A 25,535-nucleotide genomic window follows, 5' to 3' on the forward strand; every position below is an offset into this window, starting at 1 on the left:
TCGCGAGCGCAGCGAAGCAATCCAGCGTCTGTCCGCGGCGGCAGCCTGGATTGCTTCGTCGCAAGAGCTCCTCGCAATGACGGGGAGATAGCGGGGCCAAGTCGAGTGCGGGAGGGATGCAAGGCGGGCTCCGCAGTTCGCCCCTGGGCACGCGCCCGCTAACCTCCGTAACTCTGTACCAGACTCCCTGCCACCAGCGACCAGCCGTCGACGAGCACGAAGAAGATCAGCTTGAACGGCAGCGAGATGGTTGCGGGCGGCAGCATCATCATGCCCATCGACATCAGCACGGACGCGACGACGAGGTCGATGATCAGGAAGGGAAGGAACAGCAGAAAGCCGATCTCGAAGGCACGTTTCAGCTCCGAGATCATGAAGGCGGGGACGAGGATGCGTAAGCCGAGCTCGTCGGGTGTTGCCGGCGGCGGCTCGCCGGAGAGATCCAGGAAGAGCTTGAGGTCCTTCTCGCGCACGTTCTTCTGCATGAAGCCGCGCAGGGGGACGGAGGCGCGCTGAAGCGCGTCTTCGACGCCGAGCTGATTGGCGACCAGCGGACGGATGCCTTCGTCGTAGGATTTTTGCAGGACGGGTCCCATCACGAAGAAGGTGAGGAACATCGCCAGCGCGATGATCACCGAGTTCGGCGGGGCGGTCGCGGTGCCCATCGCTGTGCGCAGCAGCGACAGCACGACTACGATACGCGTGAACGACGTCATCATGATCAGGATCGACGGTGCGATCGAAAGCACCGTCAGCAGCGCGATCAGCTGGATCGCGCGCTCGGTGACGCCGCCACCGCCAGCGCCTCCTCCGCCGAGATTGATGCTGATATCCTGCGCATGCGCCGGCATCGCGAGCGAAGCCGCGCCGATCAGGACAGAAAGAAGAAAAACTCTACGCGGGAGGGCCGGCAGCCTCACGAAGACGGCTTCGGACGGCCGAGCAACGAGGCCATCTCGTCTTCGAGATTTTCAAAGCTGGTCTTTTCCGGAGCCGGCTTTGCGGGAGGGGCCGGGGGAGCCGGCGGCTCGCTGCGGGCCACACGCGGAGGAGCGGCCGGGGGCTCCGGGGCGACCGGAGGGGCAAGCGTCTCGCCGGCGGGGCGGCGGAGTGCTGCTTCGAGTCGCTGCGCCATCTCCGCGAGATTTTGCTCGGCGCTCGATGGCGCCGCAGGAGCGGGCGCCGGCGGCGGAACGGGCGGAGCCTGCGGCACGGGCGGAGGTGGTGCGGCGACGCGCTCGGCGCGCACTGGCGGCGCCTTCACCGGCTCGCTCTGGCGCGGCGGACGCGGCATCAGAGGGGGTTCGTTGCGCGCAACGCGCGGCGGAACAGGTTCGGGACGAAGCTCGCGCTCGGGGCGCGGCGCGATCGGCTCGGAGGTGAAGCCGGCCAGTGGCGGCTCGTTGCGGCGTTCGGCCAGCGCAGGAGCGGGCCGGCGCACTTCGTCGGCAAAGGAGGGGCGCGCGGGCCGCGGTGGCGGCTCGGGCATTTGCGGCTCGGGATGATCGAGCAGCTCGGGCCGCGGTACTTCGTCGGCCCAGCTGCTGCTATCAGGCATCGGCGCGAGACGCGGCGGCTCGGCAGCATTGGAGCGCTGCGGGAGCTGGTCGCGGCCGGGCGCTGCGCGCACGATGTTGGGTTCGACGACGATGTCCGTGGGGCCGCCGATCATCAGAAGATGCTCGACATTGTCACGCCGGACCAGCACCAGACGGCGGCGGCCGTCGACTGCGGCGGCATCGATCACGGCGAGCCGGGGCATCCGGCCGCGCTGGGTGTTGGCGCCGAGCCGGCTGGTGGCGAATCGGCGAACCAGCCATGCAGCGACGCCGATCAACGCCAGAACGACGATGAACGCGACGATGAAGGTGATAGGACTGCCTTGCATACTTGTCCCCGACAAATGGCGCTTGTCTCGGGCCCGTGGTCAGATGCGCCAACCACTGGCTTACGTTGCCCCAAACTGCGATTTCTTAACGTCCCACGGCAAGTTTTGCCGTCCCCAACTCTTAATAACCCATGAATCGCTCGATCCAAAACGACTTCTTGGCCTGTGCATGCGCCGCCAAGCGGTTGGGTTAATGCCGCTTTTGGAGGGGTAGAATCACGGGGCGTGCGCATTCGTGTCCCGGCGGGGGACAACTGCCTGCGACCTCCTTAACCAGCTGTTAACCATACAGGCGGCAAATTCTGCCTAGCTTCGGACCCATGGGTCCTGCGAGGCGGAAGGAGCCGCAACGATGTCCATCAACGATCTTCCGGTGCTATCGGCGCTTCGCACCAAGATGCAATGGCACCAGGAGCGCCAGCGCGTCCTTTCCGAGAACGTCTCCAATTCCGACACCCCCAAATTCCGGCCGCGCGACCTGGTCGAGCCGAAGCTGGACAAGAGCGGTGCCGTCACGGGTTCGATGGGCCCCTTGGCGCTCACCCGCACCAGCGGTTCCCACATGGCGCCGTCAGGCGCGGCCTCCGGATTCGACCAGAACAAGAATGCGGGTTTTGAGACCCGCCCCGCGGGCAACGCCGTCAATCTCGAAGAGGAGATGATGAAGGCCGCCAGCAACCAGATGGATTATGCGGCGGTGACCTCGCTCTATTCGAAGAGCCTGCATCTGCTCAAGACCGCGATCGGCAAAGGCTAGAGCTAGAGGAAGCGCATCATGGCGAATGACAGCAGCGACTTTGCCCGCTCGATGGCGATCGCGACCTCCGGTCTGCGGGCGCAGGCCGGGCGCATGCGGGTGATCTCGGAGAACATCGCAAATGCGGATTCGACGTCGCAGACCGCCGGCGGCGATCCTTACCGGCGCAAGGTGCCGACCTTCTCCTCGGCGCTCGACCGTACACTCGACGCGCAGGTCGTCACCCTCGGCAGGATCAAGCCCGACCAGTCCAATTTCCGCACCAAATACGAGCCGAACAATCCGGCGGCGGATGCGACCGGTAACGTCAAATATCCGAACGTAAACTCGGTGGTCGAGATGACCGACATGCGCGACGCGCAGCGGTCGTACGAGGCCAATCTCAACATCATCAGCGCGACACGCCGGATGATCCAGCGCACCCTCGACATCCTCAAGAGCTGAACAGGACATTTGAACCATGGCAACACCGACAATTGCCGCCAACGCCTATGCAAACCTCGCTCGCGTGCTGGAGAACAGCGGTGCCGGCAAGGGCAACGAGCCGAGCGGGCAGTCCTTCGCCTCTCTTCTGAAAGACACTGTCGGCAGCGTCCTGGAGTCTGGTCGAAAATCCGATGCGCAGACGGTGGCGATGGCTGCCGGCAAGGCCAATGTGATGGACGTGGTGACGGCGGTCGCAGACACCGACGTCGCCGTGTCGACGCTGGTCTCGGTCCGCGACCGTGTGATCGCGGCCTATGAAGACATCATGAAGATGCCGATCTGATTTTTGGCGCTCGCGCCCGCCCCAACCGTCATTGCGAGCGCAGCGAAGCAATCCAGAGTCTTTCCGAAGCGGCAGTCTGGATTGCTTCGCTACGCTCGCAATGACGGGGGGATAGGCCTTCGCATCGCTCGCAAGAGCGGTGGGAGGCGAGGAATAAGACAAAGGAATTGTGCAATGACCGGACCGGAAACCCTCGACGTCGCGCGTGATGCGATCTGGACCATCGTGATCGTGTCGTCGCCCCTGATGTTGGTCGGCCTCGTGGTCGGCGTCGTCGTGTCGCTGTTCCAGGCGCTGACGCAGATCCAGGAGCAGACACTGATCTACGTGCCGAAGATCCTGGCCATCTTTGCCACAATGCTGTTGGCCTTGCCGTTCATGGCCGACGCACTGCATTCCCACATGCTGCGGATATCGTCGCGAATCATCGGCGGCTGAGGCACTATGCGCCCATCATGCGCATCGACGTCTCGCTGCTGCCGGCGCTTGCCGCCTCCTTCATGCTCGCCTTTGCCCGGGTCGGCGCGATGGTGATGCTGTTGCCGGGCCTGGGCGAGACCAATATCCCGACACGGATCAAATTGTCGATCGCGCTGCTGCTCACGCTGATCATCCTGCCGCTGCATCGCAACGCCTATCAGGTCGACATGGGTTCGATCGCGCCGCTGCTGGTCCTGATGCTGCATGAGATCGTGATCGGCATCGTGCTGGGGGCGACCGCGCGGGTGACGTTGTCGGCGCTGCAGGTTGCCGGTGCCGTGATCGCGCAGCAGATGGGGCTCGGCTTCGTCACCTCGGTCGATCCGACGCAGGGACAGCAGGGCGTGCTGGTCGGCAACTTCCTGACGATATTGGGGGTCACGCTGCTGTTCGCCACCGACAGTCATCATCTGGTGATCGCGGCACTGAACGACAGCTACACGATCTTCGCGCCGGGCGAGACCGTGTCGAGCGGCGATGTCGCCGCGCTGGCGACGCGCGCCTTTGCCGCCGCGTTCCGCCTGGGCTTGCAACTTTCCGGCCCGTTCCTGGTGTTCGGCCTCGTCTTCAACATCGGGCTCGGCGTGCTGGCGCGGCTGATGCCGCAGATGCAAGTTTATTTCGTCGGCGTGCCGCTCTCGATCTTCGCCGGCTTCCTGGTGCTCGCCGTGGTGCTCACGGCGATGATGGGTACCTATCTCGACTATTTCATCGGTGTCATGCACCAGATGATGCCACTCAAGTGACCGGGTGATCGATGGCGGAAGACAACGATCCAGAGAGTCAAACAGAAGACCCGACGCAAAAACGTCTCGAAGAGGCGCTCGAACGCGGTGACGTCGCCAAGAGCCAGGAGATCAACACCTGGTTCATGATTGCGGGCGCCACGCTGGTGGTCTCGAGCTTCTCAGGATCGGTCGGTAGCGGGCTATTGGCGCCGATGCGCAACCTGCTCGCCAATTCCTGGATGATCAAGACCGACGGCAGGGCGCTGCTCGCCCTGATGCAGCAGATCGAAGTCGCTGTGCTCGCGGCGGTGGGCGTGCCGCTGCTGATGCTGGTGCTGGCTGCAATTGCCGGCAACGTGCTGCAGCACCGCCTGGTCTGGTCGGCCGAATCTCTCAAGCCCAAGTTCAGCAAGCTGTCGCCGGCCGAGGGCCTCAAGCGCATCTTCGGCAAGCAAGCGGCGGCGAACTTCCTCAAGGGTCTCGGCAAGCTGATCGTGCTCGGCGCGGTCATGACCATGATCCTGTGGCCGGAGCGGCATCGCATGGAAGCGATGGTCAGGCTCGATCCGGCCGCCCTGCTCGGCGCCTCCACCAGCCTGACCATTCACCTGCTCGGCGCGGTGGTCGCGGCGCTCGCGATCATCGCCATCGGCGACTATTTCTTCCAGTATCGCAGCTGGTTCCAGCGGCAGAAGATGTCGCTCCAGGAGATCAAGGAAGAGTTCAAGCAGTCCGAAGGCGACCCGCACATCAAGGGCAAGCTCAGGCAGCTGCGCCAGCAGCGCTCGAAGAAGCGCATGATGGCGGCGGTTCCCAAGGCTTCCGTGATCATCACCAACCCGACCCACTACTCGATCGCGCTGTCCTACGAGCGCGGCATGTCGGCGCCGATCTGCGTCGCCAAGGGCGTCGACAACCTCGCTTTCAAGATCCGGGAGATCGCGCGCGAGCACGACATCCCGATCGTCGAGAACGTGCCGCTGGCCCGCGCGCTCTACGCCACCGTCGAGATCGACGAGGAAATCCCGACCGAGCACTACCATGCGGTCGCCGAAGTGATCGGCTACGTCATGCGTCTGAAGAGCGGATTCGGTGCCAGCCGGCAATAATACCCCTGAAAAGTACTGGAAATGGCCGTAATCTGGGAATCAGCGTACCTTTCGCCCCTGCCGCCCTTGCGCCTGCGGGTCCGATTCAGGCAGGGAGGACCCTGCGCGCCCTGTAGCGCGTTGATTCTCTGCCGACAGGCTGTGCCAGCTTGAGATGACTGCTGAGACCGACCACGACCTCACACGCGAGCCCGTTGCGGCGCACGAGCCGTCGCCGCGCTCGGGCAGCATTGCGCTGGTGCTGCTGGTGGCCGCCGGCCTCGTCGCCGTTGCCGTCGGGTTGATGACGCTTGGGCGCGCGCAGGCCCAGCCCTATATCCTCGGCATCCTCGCCGTGCTGGCGATGGTCGGCCTGTTCAACCTGTTCGCCTTCGCCGCCGGCATCATCCGCTTCGTCGATCGCAATCTCGACGATCCCGTGATGGGGCGCATCGCCGACCACGCCTTTGACGGCCTCGCCGTGACCGACCCGCGCGGCCATGTGGTCTATTCCAATGCGGCCTATCTGACGCTGACCGGCGCCGCCGGGCCACAGGACGTGCGCCCCGTGGAACGCGTCTTCATCGGCAATCCCGACGTCTCCGAGGCGGTGTTCCGCCTGTTGAAAGCCGCGCGCGAAGGCAAGCGGCAGCAGGAAGAGGTGCGCATCTCCGGCCACGACGGCAGCCAGGGCCGCTGGCTGCGCATGCGGGTGCGGCCCCTCGGCACCGGCAAGCGCGAGACGAGATACGCGGTGTGGTCGATCGCCGACATCACCCGCGACCGCGAGCGCCAGGAGGACGTGTTCCAGGAACTCCAGCACGCGATCGAATATCTCGATCACGCGCCCTGCGGTTTTTTCTCGGTCAATCCGGCCGGCGAGCTCGCTTATGTCAACGCGACGCTGGCAAACTGGCTCGACTACGACCTCGCCGAGATCGGCTCGGGCGGGCTGAAGCTCACCGACATCGTCTCCGGCGACGGCGCTTCACTGCTGACCGCGATCGTGGCGGTGCCGGGCGAGGTGAAGACCGAGGTCTTCGACATCGACCTGCGCATGCGTACCGGCAAGACCATGCCGGTGCGGCTGTATCACAAGCTCGCCTTCGGCGCCGACGGCGCGCCGGGCCCGTCGCGCACGCTGGTGATCAGCCGTGCCCGCGACGAGCGCAGTGACCCGGACCGTGCCGCCGAAGTGCGCTTCATGCGCTTCTTCGACCATACCCCGATGGCGATCGCCACCGTCGACCGCGGCGGCAACGTCGTGCGCGCCAATGCGCGCTACGCCAAGCTCGGGCAGGCGCTAGGGCTCGACAGCGCCAGCAAGTCGATCTTCCGCGCGGTCAATTCGCGCGACCGGCATCTTTTGATCGCGGCCATCAACCAGGCCGCGGAGGGCCAGGCCGACGTCGCGCCGGTCGAAGTGGCGCTCGAAGGAACCAGAGAGCGCTGGGGCCAGTTCTTCGTCACGCCCGTGGACGCGGCCGAGAACGACGCCGAAGTCGCCATCGTGCACATGCTCGAGACCACCGAGCGGCGCGCGCTGGAGAACCAGATCAATCAGTCGCAGAAGATGGAGACCGTCGGCCAGCTCGCCGGTGGCATCGCCCACGACTTCAACAACGTGCTCTCCGCCATCATGATGGCGAACGACTTCCTGCTGAACGCGCACAAGCCGACCGACCCGTCGTTCCAGGATATCATGCAGATCAAGCAGAACGCGACGCGGGCCGCCACGCTGGTGCGGCAGTTGCTGGCGTTCTCGCGGCGGCAGACACTGCGGCCGCAGGTGCTCGACCTCGGCGATGCGCTCTCTGATCTCGCCATGCTGCTGCGTCGCCTGATCGGCGAGAAGGTCAAGCACGAGACCATCCACGGCCGCGATCTCTGGCCGGTCAAGGTCGACGTCTCCCAGTTCGAGCAGGTCATCGTCAACCTCGCGGTCAACGCGCGCGATGCCATGCCCGACGGCGGCAAGCTGATCATCCGCACCGCCAACGTCACCACCGAGGAAGCGGCCAGGCTGGCCTACAAGGGCATGCCGGCAGCGGACTACGTGCGGATCGAGGTCGCCGACACCGGTACCGGCATCCCCGCCGATATCCGCGACAAGATCTTCGAGCCGTTCTTCTCGACCAAGGAAGTCGGCAAGGGCACCGGCCTCGGGCTCTCCACCGTCTATGGCATCGTCAAGCAGACCGGTGGCTTCATTTATGTGGACTCCGAGCCGGGGCAGGGCACCTCGTTCCAGATCTTCCTGCCGCGCCATCATGCCGAGCCGGAGGTGCAGGTCGAGCAGCCGGCGCCGGTCGTTGGCGCCAGCAATGGTGCCGCGAAGGAAGCCGGGTCCGTGACGGACGCCAAGCCCCGCACCGATCTCACCGGACAGGGCACCATCCTCCTGGTCGAGGACGAAGAGGGCCTGCGCGCGCTCAACGCGCGCGGTCTGCGCTCGCGCGGCTACACAGTGGTCGAGGCCGAGAACGGTGTCGAGGCGCTGGAGGTACTGGAAGAGCAGAGCGGCGGAATCGATCTCGTCGTGTCCGACGTCGTGATGCCGGAGATGGACGGCCCGACACTGCTCAAGGCGATGCGCGAGAAGAATCCCGACATCAAGTTCATCTTCGTCTCCGGCTACGCGGAAGACGCATTCGAGAAGAGCCTGCCCGAAGGCCAGCAGTTCGACTTCCTGCCCAAGCCGTTCACGCTCAGCCAGCTCGTGGCGGCCGTGAAGGAGACGATGGCGAAGGCGGGGTGAGGGCCTCGACGCCATGACGACGGGAAACCGGAACTCCCGTCGCACAAGTGACCGGTAACCCGCGACCGCGGCTCCTTCGCACGCCCGGCCAAGCTGCCGCCAAAGATGGGCTTTTGCCACATCCCCGCGACTGAGGGCCGCAGCCATAAGTTCCGATAGTGGCTTCCTTTTTACGGAAGGCTGCCCATCTTAGGGGCACGTCCCCATGCCGGGGATCTGGGAAACCAACATGAATTTCTCGCAACGCTCCCGCAGCCTCTTCAAGACGATTGCCGTCGTGCTGGCGCTTGCGCTGCCGACTGCGCTGGCGATCTCGTCCGCCGACGCGCGCGTCGGTGGCGGCATGTCGTCTGGTTCGCGCGGTTCGCGCACCTATTCGGCCCCGCCATCAACCACGACCGCGCCGGGCTCGACCTCGCAGTTCAATCGGACCTACACCCAGCCGGGCGCAGGCATGAATTCGGCTGCCGCCGCACCCGCGCGTGGCGGCCTGTTCGGCCGCGGTGGCGGTTTCCTGGGCGGCCTTGCGGCCGGGTTCCTCGGCGCCGGCCTGCTCGGCATGCTGTTCGGCGGTGGCCTGTTCGGCGGCCTCGGCGGCCTGTCGTCGATCATCGGCCTGATCATCCAGATCGTGCTCGTGGTGCTCGTGGTTCGGCTGGCGATGTCCTGGTGGCAGCGCCGGCACACCCCGCAGGCGGCCTATGCCAACGCTGACGCCGGTGCCGGTCCGGGACCGCAGGCGAATAACCGTGGTGGTCTTGGCGGCGGTCTTGGCGGCGGCTTCGGATTCGGCGCCAACAACGCCCCGCTCGAGATCAAGCCGGACGACTATGAAGCGTTCGAGCGCCTGCTCGGCGATGTCCAGACCGCGTGGTCGAATGAGGACGTGGCCAAGCTGCACACGCTGGCGACGCCGGAAATGGTCTCCTATTTCGAGCAGGACCTCGGCCAGAACCGCGCGCGCAATGTCGTCAACAAGGTCAGCGGCGTGAAGCTGTTGCAGGGCGACCTCGCGGAATCCTGGCGCGAAGGCGAGACCGATTACGCGACGGTGGCGCTGCGCTTCGCGCTCACCGACAAGACGCTCGACCGCAATACCGGCGCAATCGTCGCCGGCAGCGAGCAGCCGGGCGAGGCCACCGAAGTCTGGACCTTTGCCCGACGTCCGGGCGGCGCCTGGGAATTGTCGGCAATCCAGCAGACCAACTGATCGCGCGTATAGCGACAAACGAGGGCGTCGTGCTTCGGCACGGCGCCCTTTTTGTTTGAGCTGCGCGTTTCGGTCAGGCGGCCATTTGGGCGAAGCACTTAATTGCTTGTTGGCCGCGCAGAGCTGCCGCAATTTCGCGCCTGCCGGTTGGATGAGGAGATATTCCGTGAGCCAGTGTGTCGCGCGCCTCAGGACAAACTACGAAGGCATTGCCAGGAGTTCGTCCCTGCTGCTGGAGGCGATCGGAACGGCGTATGACCGGATCGAGGCCGAGCGCGACCGCAATTGCTGGATCTATCTTCGCCCACGGCAGGAGGCACTCGAAGAATGCCATAAGCTGGTGGCGCGCGCGCGGACGGGCGAAAATCTTCCGCTGCTCGGCATTCCCTTTGGTGTGAAGGACAATATCGACGTTGCGGGAATGCCGACCACTGCCGCATGTCCGGCGTTCAGCTACACGCCCTGGCATTCCGCGCATAGCGTCGAACGCCTCACCGCAGCCGGCGCAATTTGCCTCGGAAAGACCAATCTCGATCAGTTCGCCACAGGCCTGTCCGGCGTGCGCTCGCCCCATGGCCCCTGCGCGTCGGTTGCCGATGCCCGCTATGTTGCGGGCGGTTCCAGTTCCGGCTCCGCGGTCGCCGTGGCGGCGGGGCACGTCGCCTTTGCGCTCGGCACCGATACCGGCGGCTCGGGGCGCATACCTGCCGGGTTCAACAACATCGTCGGAATCAAGCCGACCGTTGGGCTGGTGTCATCACGTGGCCTGGTGCCGAATTGTCCGACGATCGATTGCGTGTCGGTATTCTGCAATACCGTCAGCGACGGCGAAGCAATCCTCGACATCATCGAAGGGTTTGATTTCGAAGATCCCTACAGCCGCCTGCCCAGAACCTTTTTCTCCGCCAACGGGGCGGCGGCATCATTCCGGTTCGGCCGCGTTGCGCCAGCAGATCTCGAATGCTTCGGCATGTCGGAATGCGGCGAACTCTACGAGAGCGCCTGCGAACGTCTTGCTCATATCGGAGGAACGGCGATCGAGGTGGACTTCGCCCCATTCCGCCAAGCGGGGGAGTTGATGTTCAGCGGTCCCTGGGTCGCTGAGCGGCGCTCCGCCATCGCTTCTCTCATCGATGTCGAATCCGGCTCCTTGCTTGATGTCACGAGGACCGTGCTGGGCTCAGCCGCCGGCTATTCGGCGATCGACACGTTTGGCGCCATTCACCGGCTGCACCGGCTTCGCCGCGACGCCGAAGCAATCTTTGCCGGCATCGATGCCCTGGTGGTTCCGACTGCACCGCGGCCGTTCACACTGGAGGAGATGCATCGTGATCCGATCACCCTCAACAATCGTCTGGGCTACTACTCGTACTTTGCCAATCTACTCGATCTCTGCGGCGTCGCCGTTCCGAATGCGAAATTGTCAAACGGCATGCCCATGGGCGTGACCCTGCTAGCGCCGGCCTGGCACGATCGCGCGCTGATCGGACTGGCGCGGCGGTTCGAGGCAGGCGCAGACGGATCGGCGTTCGAATTGAAGTCTGGCGGCTAAAGGGCGGACATTATCCCATCGCCTGCCCGAGCGTAGAAATATCCAGGATCGAAATCACGGATCTTTCGTATCTGATCACGCCTTCGTCCTGGAGCCGCGCGAGTTGCACGGTCACCCATTGGCGGGTGGATCCGATGAGGTTGGCGAGATCCCCGTGGGTGAACGGCATGCCGACGAAGACCTCGTTGTCGCGCTTCACGCCGTAGACGTGCGACAGGAAGATCAGCAGGCTGTGCAGCCGCTCGGTCACCGAGCGCGTCCCAAGCATCTGGGCCATCGCCGAATAGCATCGCGCCTTGAATGCGAGGGCATCCAGCAAGGCGACGGCAATCGTCGGCGATTCCAGCGCAAGCCGCCGCAGCGCCGGTCCGGGCATGAACGTCAACCGGCTGCGCTCGGCTGCAACCGATGTCCACATGTGCGGGCCCGTCCCGAATATGTCGGGCCCGCCGACGAAGTTGCCGGGAAACCAATAGGCGAGCGTGACTTCGCGCCCCGACGGTGCAGCATAGTAGCTGCGTATGCGTCCCTCGCTGATCAGGTAGATCCCGGCCTGTGCGTCGCCCTGAGACCAAACCAGTTGGCCGGCTTCCAGGATCTTTTCGCGTCCGATCGCACGCAAGCGATTGCAATCAGCCCGGTTGAGACCATCCAGCAAGCCGGGCAGCGGTCTGACGAGATCGTCCGACTCCGCGAGCATCACACCTGCCGCTATCGCGCTGTTCGCCCTGTGCATGGCCGGCTCCGCATGTGAGACCCGGCATCGAATATTCAAGAACCATGCCAGCCCGCTGCGTCCGCCTCAGACCCGCGGGCTCCGCGTCATCAGTCCGCGTCCGACTGATTGAACGCCCGCAACCCTTCTGCGCGGATGACGTCGAGACAATCCTTCTTGAGCGACAGATAAGCTGGCTCGACCATGACAGAACTCGACCGTGGGCGCGGCAGCTTGACCGCGACTTCGCGCAGGATGCGGCCGGGTCCCGCGCTCATGATGAGAACGCGGTCGGCCAGCACGATGGCTTCATCGATATCATGCGTCACGAATACGATTGTCGCCTTGATCCGGTCGCGCAGCGCCAGCAGATTGTCCTGCATCACCGCGCGGGTCTGCGCGTCGAGCGCCCCGAAGGGCTCGTCCATCAGCAGCACACGGGGCTGATTGGCCAGCGCTCGCGCGATCGCCACGCGCTGTTGCATGCCGCCGGACAGCGTGTTCGGATAAGCGTCGGCGAAACGCTTGAGGCCAACCATCGCGATCAGATCGTCGGCGATGGCATACGCTTCCGTCTTGGACTTCCCGAGCATCCGGGGGCCGTGGGCGATGTTGCTGCGGACGGACTTCCAGGGAAAGAGATGCGGCTGCTGGAACACCATGCCGACATCGGGACGCGGACTGTAGACGGGCGCGCCCTCGACCAGGATCTCGCCTTCGAACGGCACTTCCAGCCCGGCGATCGTATTGAGCACCGTCGACTTGCCGCAGCCGGAGGGCCCGGCGATGCAAACGAACTCGCCAGGCGCCACGTCAAACGAAACGCGATCGACCGCAATCATTTGCCCGCGCTTGGTGTCGAAGACGATGCTCAGGTTCGAGACTTGAATGGCCGGTTGTTTTCGGGCCGATTCGACGGAGGCAGGCGAACTTGCCAGCGCCAGTTTCATGCCCGATCGAGATCCCGACATCAGCGCCACCAGACGATACGTTCGGCAAGAGCCGCAAACAGCCGGTCGGCGATGAACGACATCAACCCGAGCGCTGCGAGCCCGCCCATGACCTGGCCCGTTTGCAAATTCTGCTGCGCAATCTCGATCCTGTAGACGATGCCGGCGAAAGCGCCGGCCAGTTCAGCCGCGACAAGCGTATAGAAGGAGATGCTGACGGCGGTGCGCAACCCGACCACAATGTAGGGAAGCGCGCCCAGCAGCACGATCTCCTGCAGCATCTGCCGTCGGGGCGTGCCGAGCATCAACGCCGCCCGAATTAGACCACGGTCGACCTTCTGCACGCCGATGTGAGTCGAAAGCCATACCGTGAAGAATACGCCCCATACGACGAGGAACAATTTTCCCGCCTCCGACAGGCCGAACCAGAGGATGACGATCGGCACGAACGCAATCGGCGGAATAGGCCGCAAGATATGGAATAGCGGGGACAGCAAGCTCGAGATAACGGGGAATTGGCCGGTGAGAACACCGAGCAGGATGCCGAGCGCGCCGCCTATGATGAATCCCGTGGTGACGCGAAAGAGGCTGGCCAACAGATCGCTAAAGAACTGTCCGCTTCGTATCCACTCAAGCACGGCCGCAGCAACCACCGTCGGCGGTGGAAACAGCACCATGTTGACGGTCCCCGAACGGGAGATCAGTTCCCAGAGCCCAATGAACAAGGGAAGCGAAAGCGCCCCGACCAGAATATTGAGGCGGCGAAGCCGAACTGAATTCGGCCGCCGAGCGCGACCGCCAGCGCGGATGGCAATATCGCGTCCCGCTGAAGTGGCTTCCTGCATGGCCGCGCGGGTGCCTATTTCCACGACAGGGTGACGCGTGCGGGGTCGACCTTTTTCAGTGGCTCGGTGACGATGATCTTGCTGAAGTCGGGCATCGCCGCTCCCGGAGGATGGTTGCCGCTCTCGAGGCGCCATGCGGAATGGGTCTTCAGAATCTCGATCAGCCGGTCATCGAGACGCACCCGGTAAACATAGTCGGCCCAGATGGGCGCGAGTTCGTCCCGCTTCATTCCAACCGCGTCCGCCACTGTCGTGATCGCTTCATCCGGGTGTTCCTTCATCCAGACCTCGGCATCGATCAGTGCGGCGATGAACTTCTCGACCAGCACGGGGTTGGCGTCCAGATAGGACTTCATGACGACGATATTGAACGTCTCGGAGTAGGTGCCCTTTGTATCGACCTCAGTGACGGCTTCGCCCAGGGCCTTCTTCGCGTTGGCGACGTGGGGCTCCCAGGTGTCGAACGCGTCGATGCTTCCGGCTGCAAGTGCCGGCAGCATCTCCTGCGGCCGCAGATTGACGAGGGTGACATCCTTGGGCGTCAATCCCACCGACTTCAGCAAGGTCGCCGTGTAAACCTCGCTGCCGGTGCCGGCAGTAAAGGCGATTCGCTTGCCGCGAAGATCTTCCTTGGTCTTGATGCCGGCCTTGGCCGCGACCAGCGTCTTGAGATCGGAATATTCCATGCCGGCGACGAACGCGATGGGCTGGTTTGCCATCGCCGAAGCGGTGACCGGCGCCTCGGCCGTCGTCGCGATGTCGGCGCCGCCCCCGATCACCGTGTCCAGGCACTGCTTGCCGGACGTGAAGTTCGAGACTGTGATGTCCAGTCCGTTCTTTTCGAAGATTCCCTTCGATTTGGCGACGATCGCAATGCCGGAGATCGGTCCGAGGTTTTGCGCAAGTCGGGCTTTGAGCAGTTCCGCGGCCAAGGCGCAGTTCGGACCGATGGCAAGACCGATGGCAAGGCAGCAAAGGGTGGCACGGCCGGCAATTGTCGTGATTGGGCGGATGGTGGTCCGGTGCATGACGATCTCCCCCTTGCGCCGCGCCCTGCGCAGCCCCGATGTGATCGCGGATACCGCCCTGAACGGTCCCGCCACAGTCCCCCGCGTCCTCCCCTGGACGATCACTTGAGGATCGGCCCATTTGGTATGCTCGCCCGGCACCCTTGTCCCGGGAAGCAATTAATCGACATGGCAGTCGGGAAGCGGCTGGGAATCGTCGGCGATCCCGCTGACCAACTGATCGCAGACGACATGAAAAACCAGGGCGTCTCGCATCGCGGCATTGGAATAAGCGGGCCGGCGTCGGGTTGAAATCTGGCGGCCAACAAAAACACAAAGGGAGGACAGGATGATCCGTATCGAGAGATCCGCGACGATTACAGGCCTCGCGCTCGCTGCGGCCTTGCTTGCGGCGCCATCGGCGCGAGCGCAGTCGGCCGACATGACGTTCTTCGTGACGTCCAATGGTCCTGGCAGAGGCGCCGATCTCGGCGGCCTGGAGGGGGCCGATGCGCAGTGCCAGAAGCTGGGCCAGGCCGGCGGCGCCGGCAGTAAGACCTGGCGCGCCTATCTCTCCACGCAGGCCGCCGACGGCAAGCCGGCCGTCAACGCGCGCGACCGCATCGGCAAGGGACCGTGGCAGAACGCCAAGGGCGCTGCAATCGCCAAGGACGTTGCCGACCTGCACGGGGCGGCCAACAACCTCACCAAGCAGACCGCGCTCAGCGAGAAGGGCGAGGTCATCAACGGCCGCGGCGACACGCCGAACCGGCACGACATCCTCACGGGATCGCAAGCCGACGGCAGCGCATTTCCCGCGGGTGACGACAAGACCTGCAAGAACTGGACGTCGAGCACGCAAGGCGCGGCGGTCGTCGGCCACGCCGACCGTCAAGGCCTGCGCGATGACGAGCCGTCGAAATCGTGGAACAGCTCGCATCCCTCGCGCGGTCCCGACGGCGGCTGCTCGCAGGCCGATCTGAAGAGCACCGGCGGCGACGGGCTGCTGTATTGCTTCGCATCGAATTGAGGCTGCCGTCATTGCGAGGAGCGCAGCGACGAAGCAATCCAGAGTCGCTCCAGGGTGACAGTCTGGATTGCTTCGCTGCGCTCGCAATGACGGAGCGTGTGGTGCCGCCGTTCAGCCTCATCCTTACGGAACCTTGTCGCGCGTGATAAATTGGTCCTGTCGCTTCCACGCTCACGGACCCCTTCCATGAAATACGAGCTCTATTATTGGCCCGAGATCCAGGGCCGCGGTGAATATGTGCGGCTGGCGCTGGAGGAGGCGGGCGCGGCATACGTCGACGCGGCGCGTGGCCCACGCGGCACAGCTGCGATGATGAAGATGATGGAGGCGCACAAGGGCACGCCGCCCTTTGCGCCGCCGTTCCTCAAAGCCGGCAAGCTCGTCATCGGCCAGACCGCGAACATCCTGCTCTATATCGGCGCCCGCCACGCGCTCGCCCCGAAGTCGGAGGCGGGGCAACTCTGGGTGCATCAGCTCCAGCTGACGATCACCGATTTCGTGGTCGAGATTCACGACACCCATCACCCGCTCGGGCCCTCGCTCTACTACGAAGATCAGAAACCGCCGGCAAAGAAGCGCACCGCCGACTTCTGGGGCGAGCGCGTGCCGAAATATCTCGGCTATTTCGAGCAGCTCCTCGAGGACAATGGCGCCGCCTATGTCACCGGCCGCAAGCTGACCTATGTCGATCTCTCGCTGTTCCAGCTCGTCGCGGGGCTGCGCTATGCGTTTCCGAAGCGGATGGAGGCGTTCGAGACAGAGATACCGGCCCTCGTCGGCCTGCACGACCGCGTCGCCGCGCGGCCGAACATCAAGGCTTATCTCGATAGCGAGCGCCGCATTCCCTTCAACGAGCAGGGCATCTTCCGCCGCTACCGCGAATTGGATGGTTAAAGCACAGCGGAGTGACGCGCGCGCTCACCACACGCCAGGCAGCAGCCGATAGCGCACGCGCGTCACATAGTCGGCATACCCCGGCAGGCCCTCGCGTAGCGTGCGCTCCTCGATGCGAATGCGGACCGCAAATAATGCGATGAACAGCGGCGCCATCAGAAGTCCCCACCATGAACCCAGAAGCAGCGGCACGCCGGCGAAGAACAGGATCATGCCGCTGTACATGGGATGACGCACATGGGCATAAGGCCCCGTCGAGATCACGCGCTGCGCGCGCTCGGCTTGCAGCTTCACCACGGGCGCCGCGAACGAGTTCTCGCGGAAGACCCAGAGGATGAACAGCGTCGAAAGCAGGAACAGGGCGAGGCCGAGCATCTGCAGCGCCATCGGCATGTCGGAGGACAGCGTACGCCGGTCGAGCCCCATCGCCGCCAGCCAGACCAGCATCGCGACGACGAAGACGGTCATGAACACCTTGTCGGCAGCGGGCTGGTCCTTTTGCAGGACCGGCCGCAGACGTTCGGCGAGCAGTGCGGGGTCGACCCGGTAAAGCCACCAGCCGCCGAGCGGGCCGAGCAGGGCGGAGGTCGCGAGGAACACCCAGGCCGACGGCCAATGCAGGGTTCCGGCGGACACGAACAGCAGCGCGCCCATGGCGGCGGTGGTGATCGTGCTCTGTAACAGCAGTCTTGCGATCATGCGCAGGTCTCAGGTAGCCGCGCACGATATTGGTCCTGCTATCCGGCGAAGATGCGGCCGGACACGCGAAAAGCCCGATCGACCGGATCGGGCATTTCATCTTCGCGGTTGATCAGGCGAGCTGATCGATCCGCGTACCCTGACCCGGCGGCAGCGGTGCAGGCGGCGGCGGCTTATAGGTCGGGTCGTTGTCCTTGGTCTTGATCTGATCGTCCTGCTGCTTGGTCGAGTCGTAGCTCGGCACCACGATCGCGATCGGCGGCGGCGAAACGGTGGAAACGCTCATCCAGAAATCCTCGCACATGGAAACATTGACACTGCGCCGCGAGGAGCGAAATTTCCTTCAAGCCAATCGTTAAAATGCGAGGGATCTGGTGCGGTGGGATGTGCTCTCGGACCTCTCCTCGTCATTGCGAGCGCAGCGAAGCAATCCAGTCTGTCTCCGCGGAGGGATTCTGGATTGCTTCGCTGCGCTCGCAATGACGGAGTCTGTAGTGGGCGGTGTGCTGTCAGACGCACACCGCGCGGGAGCCGCCTATTCGTCTTTGCCGCGCGTGATCGCGATGGACGCATCCGTCTTGGTGCGGGTGCATTCCATGTTGAGACGCCGATAACGCATGCTGATCTTGTCGCCGCGCAAGAGCCCCATCCGCTTCAGGCAGCGTGTCGCGCCCGTCGTCGTATCGTCCTTGGTCACGGTGAAGACGATCGCCGCCATCGACCCCACCAGCGCAAAGAACTCCGGTTTCGGCTTGCGATCGCCCTTGGCATAGAGCTCGATCGAATATTTGTCGCCACGGCAAGCCACGGACAATTCCTTGGCCGCGGGATGCGTCAGGTAGACGACATTCGCGGCGCGGAAATTCACCTTGAGGCGATCGACCTGGTTCGCCAGCTCCTTGGCGCTGTCATCGCAGCGGTCCGCGCGCGCGGGTGCGGCGAGGGTCACAAGGCCGGTGATGGCGGCGGCGACCAGGATCGCGCCGCGGACGTGCAAGTTCAATGTCATGATGAAAAGCCCCTTAGCGGGCGCATTCAACCGTCGTCCCGCGCGTAGCGCAAGGGGTGCATCAGGGTCTTCACTGGCGTCATGAGGGCCTGGTGTCCGCCGACAGCCGCCGAAAATAGCTCGCCATGCGCCGAATCGGGATGCCCCGACCGCACCAGAGCGCCTTCCCTTTGCGGCAAAAAAGCTTAGAACGCTTCTATGAAAGGGGCCCACGCGAGGGCTCCAAAACCCCGAGATTCCAGCCCATGAACGCTCCCACCGCCTTCCCCGACCCCGCAAAGCCCGTTCCGCCTTACAGGCACACGCCGCTGTTTCCGCTGGGCAAGGACGAGACGCCCTACAAGAAGATCACAGCCGAGGGCGTGCGGGTCGAGAAGGTGCTGGGGAAAGACATGCTGGTGGTGTCGCGCGAGGCGCTGCGGGCACTGTCGGAAGCCGCCTTTGGCGACATCAACCACTATTTGCGGCCGGGTCATCTGAAGCAGCTCCGCGCGATCCTCGAGGATGGCGAGGCGAGCCCGAACGACAAGTTCGTCGCGCTGGACTTTCTCAAGAACGCCAACATCGCCGCCGGCGGCGTGCTGCCGATGTGCCAGGACACCGGCACCGCGATCATCATGGGCAAGAAGGGCTGCAACGTCATCACGGACGGTGACGACGAGGCGGCACTGTCGGAGGGCGCGCGCGATGCTTACCTGCGCCGCAATCTGCGCTACTCGCAGGTCGCGCCCTTGTCGATGTACGAGGAGAAGAACACCGCCAACAACATGCCGGCGCAGTGCGAGATCTATGCCGAAGGCGATGACGCCTACAAGTTCATGTTCATGGCGAAGGGCGGCGGCTCCGCCAATAAGAGCTTTCTGTTCCAGGCCACGCCCTCGGTGCTGACCAAGGACCGGCTGCTCGCCTTCCTCAAGGAGAAAGTGTTGACGCTGGGCACTGCGGCGTGCCCGCCTTATCACCTCGCCATCGTGATCGGCGGCACCTCGGCCGAGCTCTGCATGAAGACGGTGAAGCTGGCGTCGGCTCGCTATCTCGACGCGCTGCCGACCCACGGCTCGCCCGACGGCAACGCGTTTCGCGATCTCGAGATGGAGCAGGAAATCCTGAAGATGACGCAGTCGCTCGGCGTCGGCGCGCAGTTCGGCGGAAAATATTTCTGCCACGACGTGCGCGTGATCCGCATGCCGCGTCACGGTGCCTCGCTGCCGATCGGGCTGGGCGTGTCATGCTCGGCCGATCGCCAGGTGCTCGGCAAGATCACCAAGGACGGCGTCTATCTCGAAGAGCTCGAGCACAACCCGGCGCAGTATTTGCCTGAGGTCGAGCAGTCGCTGGGCGGCGAGGTCGTCAAGATCGATCTCAACCAGCCGATGAAGGATATCCTGGCCACCTTCTCGAAGTACCCGACCAAGACGCGGGTCTCGATGACCGGCACCATGATCGTCGCGCGCGATTCCGCGCATGCCAAGCTGCGCGAGCGGCTCGACAAGGGCGAGCCGCTGCCGGACTATTTCAAGAACCATCCCGTCTATTACGCCGGCCCCGCCAAGACGCCCGAGGGCTACGCCTCCGGTGCGTTCGGCCCCACCACCGCTGGCCGCATGGATTCCTTCGTCGATCAGTTTCAGGCCGCCGGCGGCTCGATGGTGATGGTCGCCAAGGGCAACCGGGCGCCGGCCGTGCGCGAGGCCTGCAAGAAATATGGCGGCTTCTATCTCGGCTCTATCGGCGGTGCCGCGGCGAATCTTGCCGAGCACTGCATCAAGAAAGTCGAGGTGCTCGAATATCCCGAGCTCGGCATGGAAGCGATCTGGCGCATCGAGGTCGTCGACTTCCCGGCGTTCATCATCATCGACGATAAGGGCAACGACTTCTTCAAGGAGCTGAATCTGGGCTAGCTCTTCGCCTCGCTCCGGAGTGCCGGAAGAGCTCGGCCTGCATGGTTCGAGACGCCCGCTTTGGCGGGCTCCTCACCATGAGGGTCTGATATCTCGCCGCGAAACATGACCTCATCCTGAGGGCCCGCCGGAGGCGGGCGTCTCGAAGGATGGGCCGCAGGCTAACTGCAATTCGTGACCTGGTTGGAGCACAGCCCGCGCCACCAGCCGCGGACGCCGTCCTGGCTCTCGACGAGGCCCCAGAGGCCGCTGCAAGCAAAGATGTGCTTCGGCCCGCCATCGGTGTCGATCGGACCGCCGAGCTCGCGCTGGGCCGGCATCCATTTCGCATCGACGAAGGGCGCCTGGAACAGGCCGCCCATGCGGGTCGCGCCATTGGCGTAGGCCGCGCCGACCTTGTTGGAGGCGACCCAGCCGCGTCCGGCATAGGGCTTTGGCGCGCTGCGCGGATATTTCTTGTCGTCCTCGTAGTCCTTGCCCGGCGGCTTGGCGCCTTCGATCAGAAACCAGCCGTTCTTGAAGCCGATGATGCGGAATTCGGTGAGCCAGCCGCCATCGGGCGTGTTCTCGCTGCCGCCGAGCTTGAGCAGGTAGGGCGGCGGAAGCGTGCCGAGCACACGCGCCTTGGTCGATGGTTCGGCACGCACGTTGAGGCCATCAGGATCCTTGTCGACGGACCAGGCGCCGAGATCGCACGGCTCGGTGCCGTCGGGAAGCGTCGAGCGCTTGGCGGCGAGATCGGCGTGCAGCTTTGCGAATTCGGTGTCGTCGTTGTCAGGATCCGGCCCGCTACGCGGCTTCAATGCGGCCGAGACTGCGCGCGTCGCATCCGACGTCAGCGCGACCACAAGAGCCTGGCGCGCGCCGAAAACGCTTGCAGGCGACTTCGGATCGTTCGACGAGATCGGATAGACGGCGAGGTAGCCCGTCGAACCTTCGGTTCGATAGGCCGTGCCGGCAACATAGCCTGCCGGTAGCATGGCGAGCGCGCTTGCCCGCCACGCCGGTTCGGCGTCGTCCGCGCGCGCCGCTTGTGTCGCGACACACAGGATCGTCGCCGCGATGAGACCGAGCGCGCGCACGGTTGCCGCGCGGCTTAGGCGCGCGTGCCGGTGAACGGGAAGCTGCCCATCGGGCCGATGCCCATCTCACCGCTCATGCTGTCGCCCGAGACGGTTCCGATGAATTCGAGCGTCAACGGCATCGGATTGGTGATCGAGACCTTCCAGTTGACGGCATCGCCGCTGACGGTGCCGTCGAATATCTCGGCTGTATCGCCTTCCGCACCCTGCGTCCCTGTGAGCGTGCCGCCGGCAGCCGTCAGGCTCAGCGTCGCCTTGCGCTCGCCCATGGGGGTTGTCAGGGTCAGAGTCCAGTTGCCGTCGACGGCCATTCGCGTCTCCCAAGATCCCGGCGGACCGCGACGATCCGCGGGCCAGTCCCGGCCGAGCGTATAGCGCAACTCGTCGCCCGCGCCTAACGCTCCGTCGGAGGCATTTAGGCGCGGGCGGCGGCGCGCCGTCGGCTGGTGACGATGAGACGGAGCACGACATATTGCACGGCGAAGGCGAGGATCTTGGCGCCGCCCGCGACCACCGTGATGTAGAACGCCCACAGCTTCAGATCGCCTGTGGAGGCGACGGCGATCATGCCGGCGCCGATCACGAACATCAGCGCAGCCCAGGCATAACCTGCAGCCGTCACATATTCCGGAACGGTCTCTACGACGATCGCCGGCATGTAGCGCAGCATCCAGCCGCGCTTGAGCATGATGGCGCCGATCGCGAAATGCGCGATCGAGGGCTTTGCGAGCATGAAGCGGGGATCGTTGGTCAGCAGCGTGATCGTGCCGAGCACGACGACGAGCGCGACGCTCGCATAGGTCATGTAATTGACCTGCTGCCCCTTGACGCGCGCGTAGATCACCTGCGCGATCGCTCCGGCAATCGCCACCGACGTTGCCAGGACGACGTTGTCGGTCACGAGGTAGATGACCAGGAAGACGATGGCGGAGAAGAGGTCGGAGGCGAGGCGGGCGAATACGTCCTTCATCGTCGATCCTGTTCAGCGAGTGTGGGGCAGTGCGCTGGCCGGCGCACCGTACGTGATCTGCCGATATTCGGGATACCATTTTGTGAAGTACATCGCGCTGTTGCGGGCGGCGAAGGCGACCGCAAGGCTCGACCAGAGCGGCAGGCCGGGGACATAGAGCAGCACGAGATTGGCGGCCGCCATCAGCAGCGCAGCCGCAGTCCATGCGCCGGTGATGACGTAATTGGCATAGAGAAAGCCGGGCATTGCCGCGGTCTCGGCCGGCACGGCCTCCAGCGCGTATTGCAGCGTGAATGGACGGCGGACCAGCATCGAGCCGAGCGAGATGACGAAGATGCCGATGTCGACCGACAGCTTGACACCGAGTGTGCCGAGCGCCGGATCGAACAGCGCGAGGTGGATGCCGATTGCGGCGAATAGCAGCGCCGAGCTCATCGCCAGGATCTTCACCGATCGACCGCGCACGACATCGATCGCGACGGTGGCGAGACAGATTGCCGAGGCCACGAATACGCTGATCGTGGCCGATGTCATCAGCATCAGGAAGGTGAAGGCGCCGTAGGGCGCGAGGATCAGGAAAATCGCCATGGTCCGCCTCGGTCAGGCCTTATCTTTACGATGTAAAGATCAATAAGTCACGGGCGGAGCGGGGTCAAGCAAAATCTTTACAGTGTCAAAATGACGTAAGCGACTTCCAAAAATTGAATTGCTGCAACGGCTTGGTCGGCCATTTCGTCGATGAATCCGGCCCAGGGCAGGTAGGACAGCGCAGGTAACGCACAGGTGACCAAGAGGACGAGGGCGAGCAAGATACCGCCGTTGAAGACGGTTTGGCCGCTCCGCCGCGGCTGGATCATCTGAAGTGTGAGGGCGGCGCAGATCAGGACCAGGACGACGAGATAGTCCGCAGTGATCGATGGCATGTGCATCAGAGACCTCTTTGGTGGCATCCGCGATGACGAGGAACAGCTACTGCGCGCCGACCCAATTGCCGTGAAAACCGTCGGGCACGCGGTGGCCGAGCTGCACCAACGCGACCGGGCCGGCCTCGACATCCCTGGCGTTGAACACGGCGAGGTCGCTCCGGTTCTCCCGCGCGCGCCAGACCACCGCCAGCAGCCAGCCATCGCCTTCTGCCGCATCTTTCGACCGCTCGACGAAGACCGGTTCAGAAATGGTGTCGCCGGCCGGCAGCAGATAATGGCCGAGGCGCTTGCCCTTGCCATCGACATGGACGACGCCGGACAACGCGCCGAACATCGGCAGCGTCGGATTGGCGCAGGCGTACCAGCCGTGACCGCTCTTCAATCCGGCGCGGCGGTCGTCGATGCGCGGGAATTCGCCGGTGAGATCGTCGAGATAGGTCTGCTGGAAGCGGTCGGTATTCCCGGCAAGATCAAACGTCCAGCGGCAATGGCGGGCGAAGGATTTCTCGGGATTGGTGGGCGTGCCGTCGGGATGCGTGAACAGTGGTGCTTCCTCGAACTGCATGACGTCGGCGATGATGCGGTCACCTTCCTCCCATGCATTCATGACGTGGAAGACGTAGCAGGCCTCAGCGCGAAACCAGACGATGTCCTTCGCGCTGCCCTTGCGCTTGATCACGCCGACATAGGCGCCCTTGTCCGGCTCCCAGGCATAGGGCGGCCGCCCGCTCATCGCGCGCTCCATGCTGCCGGTGAGGGGCAGGATCGGAAACAGCAGGTGGTTTTCCGTGACGATGAAGTCGTGCACCATGCTGGCATAGGGCGCCTCGAAACGTTCGAAGCGCGTCGCCTTACCGGACGCATCGATCGACCCGTAGGAGAGGGCAGGCGTCAGCGGTCCCGCCGCATTGTAGCCGAAGAACACCAGCTCGCCGGTGACGGGATCGATCTTCGGGTGCGCGGTGAAGGTGCCGGCGATGCGGCCTTGATAATTGTGATAGCCGCGCGTCGCGAGCGTACCGGGCTCGATCTCAGTCGGCAGATGCAACTCCTCCAGCGCAAGCAGCTTGCCGGCATGGAAGATGATGTTGGTATTCGCAACGCCGCCGTCGGTCAGGTTCGCCGGGGCATCCGGCAGCTTGCGGCCAAAGCCGCCGAACAACGCGCGGCCGGCATCGTGCTCGGCCAGCCATTTCGACGTGCGGATCCAGCGGTTGCGATGGCTGGCGCGCCCGTTCTCGAGATGAAAGGCGTGCAGCATGCCGTCGCCGACGAACCAGTGCGCGCCGGGCGACTCGAACTGCGGATCGGGGCCGTTGCGATAGAGCGTGCCGTTCAGCTCGCGCGGCAATTCACCGATGATTTTCAGGAAGGGCGCGTCGGCCTCGAACGGAATCGGACCGAGATTGTGGCGGCGTTCGGCAACGGCGTCCTGCTGCACGGCGTATCCTCCCTCATCTTTACATCGTAAAGATCAAATAGTCGTACGAGGAGTTCTGGTCAAGTGAAATCTTTACACTGTAAATATTGCGTCTTATAGCTGGCCTATGGGCAAGAGCGAAATCAGGACAGCAACCGCGCGCGGTGCGCGCACCCCAAAGAAGGCGAGCGCCCCGGCGCGCCTCGCGCGACGGACGGCGAGCGTCAAGGCCGAGGCGCCCTATCACCACGGCGCGCTGCGCGAGGCGCTGCTCCAGGCCGCCGAACGGGTGCTGGAGCGTGACGGGCTCGCCGGCCTGACATTGCGCGCCGTGGCGCGCGAGGCGGGCGTCTCGCATGCCGCGCCCACCCATCATTTCGGCGACCTCACCGGACTTCTCAGTGAGCTCGCGGCGGTTGGCTTCCGCCAGTTCAATGCGGCGATGGCGTCGTCCTCCGACTCCGCCACCACCCCGCTCGAGCGCGCGCTGGCGCGGCCGAAAGCCTATGTTGCCTATGCCCAGGCTCATCCCGGCATGTACGGCATCATGTTCCGCACCGAGCGCCTCGACTATTCCAGGCCGTCGCTGCACGAGGCCGCCGAGGCGTCCTTTGCCGGGCTCGCCAATGCCGTCGGCATGATGCGGCAGGAGCAGATCAGCGGCGACGCGCTGACGCTCCATCAGGGCGCCGCGATCGCGCGCGCGTGGTCGATGGTACATGGTTTTACCATGCTGCTGCTCGATGGGCGGCTGGAGGATATTCTGGGGCGCCTGCCCGAGGGCACGACTCCCGAACGACTGCTCGAGGCGATGCTGATGTCGCCCGTGACGGGGAAGCCGCCGGGCCCTTGATGGC

28 protein-coding genes are annotated in these 25,535 nt (G+C 64.4%); 13 read left to right on the plus strand and 15 right to left on the minus strand.

What is annotated here, in order from left to right; genetic code table 11:
• Positions 1 to 158: 158 nt before the first annotated feature.
• Both fliP and ABIB80_RS17145 read right to left on the minus strand, forming a co-directional pair.
• Positions 159 to 920 carry a flagellar type III secretion system pore protein FliP gene (gene fliP / locus ABIB80_RS17140; protein WP_035994574.1) on the minus strand — a complete coding sequence of 254 codons (762 nt, stop codon included), beginning with the start codon at positions 918 to 920 and terminating at the stop codon, positions 159 to 161.
• Entirely contained in the window at positions 917 to 1,888 is a 972-nt protein-coding gene (locus tag ABIB80_RS17145; RefSeq protein ID WP_007602146.1) for a flagellar biosynthetic protein FliO, read from the minus strand. Before ABIB80_RS17145 ends, fliP begins: the two co-directional genes overlap by 4 nt.
• Positions 1,889 to 2,240: 352 nt before the next feature.
• Here ABIB80_RS17145 and flgB point away from each other — a divergent pair, with 352 nt between their 5' ends.
• The 9 genes from flgB to atzF all read left to right on the plus strand — a co-directional run bounded on the left by flgB (position 2,241) and on the right by atzF (position 11,230).
• Positions 2,241 to 2,645, plus strand: coding sequence for a flagellar basal body rod protein FlgB (gene flgB / locus ABIB80_RS17150; RefSeq protein ID WP_007602147.1), 405 nt, complete (start codon positions 2,241 to 2,243; stop codon positions 2,643 to 2,645).
• A gap of 18 nt (positions 2,646 to 2,663) precedes the next feature.
• Positions 2,664 to 3,089, plus strand: coding sequence for a flagellar basal body rod protein FlgC (gene flgC / locus ABIB80_RS17155; protein WP_007602149.1), 426 nt, complete (start codon positions 2,664 to 2,666; stop codon positions 3,087 to 3,089).
• Between the two features lie 16 nt (positions 3,090 to 3,105).
• Complete coding sequence (gene fliE, locus ABIB80_RS17160) at positions 3,106 to 3,414, plus strand: flagellar hook-basal body complex protein FliE (protein ID WP_007602151.1); 309 nt, start codon at positions 3,106 to 3,108, stop codon at positions 3,412 to 3,414.
• 174 nt (positions 3,415 to 3,588) lie between these two features.
• Positions 3,589 to 3,852: a flagellar biosynthesis protein FliQ gene (gene fliQ, locus ABIB80_RS17165; protein WP_007602153.1), complete on the plus strand. Its 264-nt coding sequence runs from the start codon at positions 3,589 to 3,591 to the stop codon at positions 3,850 to 3,852.
• A gap of 17 nt (positions 3,853 to 3,869) precedes the next feature.
• Entirely contained in the window at positions 3,870 to 4,640 is a 771-nt protein-coding gene (fliR, locus tag ABIB80_RS17170) for a flagellar biosynthetic protein FliR (protein WP_007602155.1), read from the plus strand.
• An 11-nt stretch (positions 4,641 to 4,651) separates the two neighbouring features.
• Positions 4,652 to 5,731 carry a flagellar biosynthesis protein FlhB gene (gene flhB, locus ABIB80_RS17175; RefSeq protein WP_007602156.1) on the plus strand — a complete coding sequence of 360 codons (1,080 nt, stop codon included), beginning with the start codon at positions 4,652 to 4,654 and terminating at the stop codon, positions 5,729 to 5,731.
• Positions 5,732 to 5,885: 154 nt separating this feature from the next.
• Positions 5,886 to 8,468 (plus strand): cell cycle histidine kinase CckA, encoded by a 2,583-nt coding sequence (gene cckA / locus ABIB80_RS17180; RefSeq protein WP_354128040.1) that lies wholly within the window; start codon positions 5,886 to 5,888, stop codon positions 8,466 to 8,468.
• A gap of 205 nt (positions 8,469 to 8,673) precedes the next feature.
• Positions 8,674 to 9,678, plus strand: coding sequence for a Tim44 domain-containing protein (locus tag ABIB80_RS17185; protein WP_007602158.1), 1,005 nt, complete (start codon positions 8,674 to 8,676; stop codon positions 9,676 to 9,678).
• A complete protein-coding gene (gene atzF, locus ABIB80_RS17190) occupies positions 9,623 to 11,230 on the plus strand; it encodes an allophanate hydrolase (protein ID WP_354128041.1) in 1,608 nt (535 codons plus the stop codon). The genes ABIB80_RS17185 and atzF overlap by 56 nt, the downstream gene beginning before the upstream one ends.
• A gap of 10 nt (positions 11,231 to 11,240) precedes the next feature.
• On the opposite strand, the gene ABIB80_RS17195 is transcribed toward atzF, so the two are convergent.
• The 4 genes from ABIB80_RS17195 to ABIB80_RS17210 all read right to left on the minus strand — a co-directional run bounded on the left by ABIB80_RS17195 (position 11,241) and on the right by ABIB80_RS17210 (position 14,768).
• On the minus strand, positions 11,241 to 11,966 hold the full coding sequence (locus tag ABIB80_RS17195; protein WP_007602160.1) for a Crp/Fnr family transcriptional regulator: 726 nt from the start codon (positions 11,964 to 11,966) through the stop codon (positions 11,241 to 11,243).
• Positions 11,967 to 12,055: 89 nt separating this feature from the next.
• Positions 12,056 to 12,895 carry an ABC transporter ATP-binding protein gene (locus tag ABIB80_RS17200; protein WP_007602161.1) on the minus strand — a complete coding sequence of 280 codons (840 nt, stop codon included), beginning with the start codon at positions 12,893 to 12,895 and terminating at the stop codon, positions 12,056 to 12,058.
• A gap of 20 nt (positions 12,896 to 12,915) precedes the next feature.
• A complete protein-coding gene (locus ABIB80_RS17205; protein WP_007602162.1) occupies positions 12,916 to 13,740 on the minus strand; it encodes an ABC transporter permease in 825 nt (274 codons plus the stop codon).
• Positions 13,741 to 13,754: 14 nt separating this feature from the next.
• Positions 13,755 to 14,768, minus strand: coding sequence for an NrtA/SsuA/CpmA family ABC transporter substrate-binding protein (locus ABIB80_RS17210; protein WP_354128042.1), 1,014 nt, complete (start codon positions 14,766 to 14,768; stop codon positions 13,755 to 13,757).
• Positions 14,769 to 15,096: 328 nt separating this feature from the next.
• Between ABIB80_RS17210 and ABIB80_RS17215 the strand changes: the two genes are divergently transcribed.
• Together ABIB80_RS17215 and ABIB80_RS17220 are read left to right on the plus strand one after the other, a co-directional pair.
• Positions 15,097 to 15,777, plus strand: coding sequence for a lectin (locus ABIB80_RS17215; protein WP_354128043.1), 681 nt, complete (start codon positions 15,097 to 15,099; stop codon positions 15,775 to 15,777).
• A gap of 186 nt (positions 15,778 to 15,963) precedes the next feature.
• Positions 15,964 to 16,671 (plus strand): glutathione S-transferase, encoded by a 708-nt coding sequence (locus tag ABIB80_RS17220; protein WP_007602166.1) that lies wholly within the window; start codon positions 15,964 to 15,966, stop codon positions 16,669 to 16,671.
• 24 nt (positions 16,672 to 16,695) lie between these two features.
• Here the strand turns inward: ABIB80_RS17220 and ABIB80_RS17225 are convergent, their stop codons facing one another.
• From ABIB80_RS17225 to ABIB80_RS17235, 3 genes are all read right to left on the minus strand, one after another.
• On the minus strand, positions 16,696 to 17,370 hold the full coding sequence (locus tag ABIB80_RS17225; RefSeq protein ID WP_007602168.1) for a methyltransferase family protein: 675 nt from the start codon (positions 17,368 to 17,370) through the stop codon (positions 16,696 to 16,698).
• 112 nt (positions 17,371 to 17,482) lie between these two features.
• The gene (locus tag ABIB80_RS17230; RefSeq protein WP_007602169.1) at positions 17,483 to 17,656 is read right to left on the minus strand and encodes a hypothetical protein; all 174 of its coding nucleotides are present in this window, start codon (positions 17,654 to 17,656) and stop codon (positions 17,483 to 17,485) included.
• A 249-nt stretch (positions 17,657 to 17,905) separates the two neighbouring features.
• Entirely contained in the window at positions 17,906 to 18,379 is a 474-nt protein-coding gene (locus ABIB80_RS17235) for a hypothetical protein (protein ID WP_007602170.1), read from the minus strand.
• Between the two features lie 245 nt (positions 18,380 to 18,624).
• On the opposite strand from ABIB80_RS17235, the gene ABIB80_RS17240 reads away from it, so the two are divergent.
• On the plus strand, positions 18,625 to 20,280 hold the full coding sequence (locus ABIB80_RS17240) for a fumarate hydratase (RefSeq protein WP_354128044.1): 1,656 nt from the start codon (positions 18,625 to 18,627) through the stop codon (positions 20,278 to 20,280).
• A gap of 161 nt (positions 20,281 to 20,441) precedes the next feature.
• Here the strand turns inward: ABIB80_RS17240 and ABIB80_RS17245 are convergent, their stop codons facing one another.
• From ABIB80_RS17245 to ABIB80_RS17270, 6 genes are all read right to left on the minus strand, one after another.
• Positions 20,442 to 21,362 (minus strand): SH3 domain-containing protein, encoded by a 921-nt coding sequence (locus ABIB80_RS17245; protein ID WP_354128045.1) that lies wholly within the window; start codon positions 21,360 to 21,362, stop codon positions 20,442 to 20,444.
• A gap of 14 nt (positions 21,363 to 21,376) precedes the next feature.
• On the minus strand, positions 21,377 to 21,673 hold the full coding sequence (locus tag ABIB80_RS17250) for a hypothetical protein (protein WP_007602176.1): 297 nt from the start codon (positions 21,671 to 21,673) through the stop codon (positions 21,377 to 21,379).
• A 104-nt stretch (positions 21,674 to 21,777) separates the two neighbouring features.
• The gene (locus ABIB80_RS17255) at positions 21,778 to 22,332 is read right to left on the minus strand and encodes an inner membrane-spanning protein YciB (protein ID WP_007602177.1); all 555 of its coding nucleotides are present in this window, start codon (positions 22,330 to 22,332) and stop codon (positions 21,778 to 21,780) included.
• A gap of 12 nt (positions 22,333 to 22,344) precedes the next feature.
• A complete protein-coding gene (locus ABIB80_RS17260; protein WP_354128046.1) occupies positions 22,345 to 22,920 on the minus strand; it encodes a hypothetical protein in 576 nt (191 codons plus the stop codon).
• Positions 22,921 to 22,997: 77 nt separating this feature from the next.
• Complete coding sequence (locus tag ABIB80_RS17265; RefSeq protein WP_354128047.1) at positions 22,998 to 23,261, minus strand: hypothetical protein; 264 nt, start codon at positions 23,259 to 23,261, stop codon at positions 22,998 to 23,000.
• A 40-nt stretch (positions 23,262 to 23,301) separates the two neighbouring features.
• Complete coding sequence (locus tag ABIB80_RS17270; protein WP_354128048.1) at positions 23,302 to 24,699, minus strand: carotenoid oxygenase family protein; 1,398 nt, start codon at positions 24,697 to 24,699, stop codon at positions 23,302 to 23,304.
• A 106-nt stretch (positions 24,700 to 24,805) separates the two neighbouring features.
• On the opposite strand from ABIB80_RS17270, the gene ABIB80_RS17275 reads away from it, so the two are divergent.
• A complete protein-coding gene (locus ABIB80_RS17275) occupies positions 24,806 to 25,531 on the plus strand; it encodes a TetR/AcrR family transcriptional regulator (RefSeq protein ID WP_354128049.1) in 726 nt (241 codons plus the stop codon).
• Positions 25,532 to 25,535 lie beyond the last annotated feature (4 nt).

The organism is Bradyrhizobium sp. i1.15.2 (assembly GCF_040548425.1).
In the GTDB taxonomy this organism is placed as follows: Bacteria; Pseudomonadota; Alphaproteobacteria; order Rhizobiales; family Xanthobacteraceae; genus Bradyrhizobium; species Bradyrhizobium canariense.